Origin of the sequence: Streptomyces tibetensis (assembly GCF_040647715.1) — a bacterium.
Lineage (GTDB): Bacteria > Actinomycetota > Actinomycetes > Streptomycetales > Streptomycetaceae > Streptomyces > Streptomyces tibetensis_A.
Window position 1 is genome coordinate 1 of sequence record NZ_JBEZCR010000033.1, and the last position, 1,874, is coordinate 1,874.

1 rRNA gene is annotated in these 1,874 nt (G+C 56.7%); it reads left to right on the top strand.

What is annotated here, in order from left to right:
- Positions 1–1,824: ribosomal RNA gene (locus tag AB0B29_RS37670) — 23S ribosomal RNA — on the top strand; the annotation flags it as partial.
- Positions 1,825–1,874: the final 50 nt, after the last annotated feature.

Here is a 1,874-nt window from a genome sequence, read left to right on the forward strand (position 1 = left end):
GATGGGTAGGGGAGCGTCGTGTGCCGGGTGAAGCAGCCGCGGAAGCGAGTTGTGGACGGTTCACGAGTGAGAATGCAGGCATGAGTAGCGATTCACACGTGAGAAACGTGTGCGCCGATTGACTAAGGGTTCCTGGGTCAAGCTGATCTGCCCAGGGTAAGTCGGGACCTAAGGCGAGGCCGACAGGCGTAGTCGATGGATAACCGGTTGATATTCCGGTACCCGCTGTGAAGCGTCAAACATCGAGCATCGTGATGCTAAGGCCGTGAAGCCGCCCTGGATCCTTCGGGTGAAGGGGAGTGGTGGAGCCGCCGAACCAAGCGGTTAGTAGGTGAGTGATGGGGTGACGCAGGAAGGTAGTCCATCCCGGGCGGTGGTTGTCCCGGGGTAAGGGTGTAGGCCGTGATCTAGGCAAATCCGGATCACTTGTGGCTGAGACCTGATGCCGAGCCGATTGTGGTGAAGTGGATGATCCTATGCTGTCGAGAAAAGCCTCTAGCGAGTTTCATGGCGGCCCGTACCCTAAACCGACTCAGGTGGTCAGGTAGAGAATACCGAGGCGTTCGGGTGAACTATGGTTAAGGAACTCGGCAAAATGCCCCCGTAACTTCGGGAGAAGGGGGGCCACACTCGGTGATCCGATTTACTCGGTGAGCTGGGGGTGGCCGCAGAGACCAGCGAGAAGCGACTGTTTACTAAAAACACAGGTCCGTGCGAAGCCGTAAGGCGATGTATACGGACTGACGCCTGCCCGGTGCTGGAACGTTAAGGGGACCGGTTAGCTCTGATTCGTCAGGGCGAAGCTGAGAACTTAAGCGCCAGTAAACGGCGGTGGTAACTATAACCATCCTAAGGTAGCGAAATTCCTTGTCGGGTAAGTTCCGACCTGCACGAATGGCGTAACGACTTCTCGACTGTCTCAACCATAGGCCCGGTGAAATTGCACTACGAGTAAAGATGCTCGTTTCGCGCAGCAGGACGGAAAGACCCCGGGACCTTTACTACAGTTTGATATTGGTGTTCGGTTCGGCTTGTGTAGGATAGCTGGGAGACTTTGAAGCTCACACGCCAGTGTGGGTGGAGTCGTCGTTGAAATACCAGTCTGGTCGTGCTGGATGTCTAACCTGGGTCCGTGATCCGGATCAGGGACAGTGTCTGATGGGTAGTTTAACTGGGGCGGTTGCCTCCTAAAGAGTAACGGAGGCGCCCAAAGGTTCCCTCAGCCTGGTTGGCAATCAGGTGTTGAGTGTAAGTGCACAAGGGAGCTTGACTGTGAGACCGACGGGTCGAGCAGGGACGAAAGTCGGGACTAGTGATCCGGCGGTGGCTTGTGGAAGCGCCGTCGCTCAACGGATAAAAGGTACCCCGGGGATAACAGGCTGATCTTCCCCAAGAGTCCATATCGACGGGATGGTTTGGCACCTCGATGTCGGCTCGTCGCATCCTGGGGCTGGAGTCGGTCCCAAGGGTTGGGCTGTTCGCCCATTAAAGCGGTACGCGAGCTGGGTTTAGAACGTCGTGAGACAGTTCGGTCCCTATCCGCTGTGCGCGTAGGAATATTGAGAAGGGCTGTCCCTAGTACGAGAGGACCGGGACGGACGAACCTCTGGTGTGCCAGTTGTTCTGCCAAGGGCATGGCTGGTTGGCTACGTTCGGGAGGGATAACCGCTGAAAGCATCTAAGCGGGAAGCCTGCTTCGAGATGAGTATTCCCACCTCCTTGAGAGGGTAAGGCTCCCAGTAGACGACTGGGTTGATAGGCCGGATATGGAAGCACGGTAACGTGTGGAGTTGACCGGTACTAATAGGCCGAGGGCTTGTCCTCAGTTGCTCGCGTCCACTGTGTTGGTTCTGAAACCACGAACAGCCCCACGC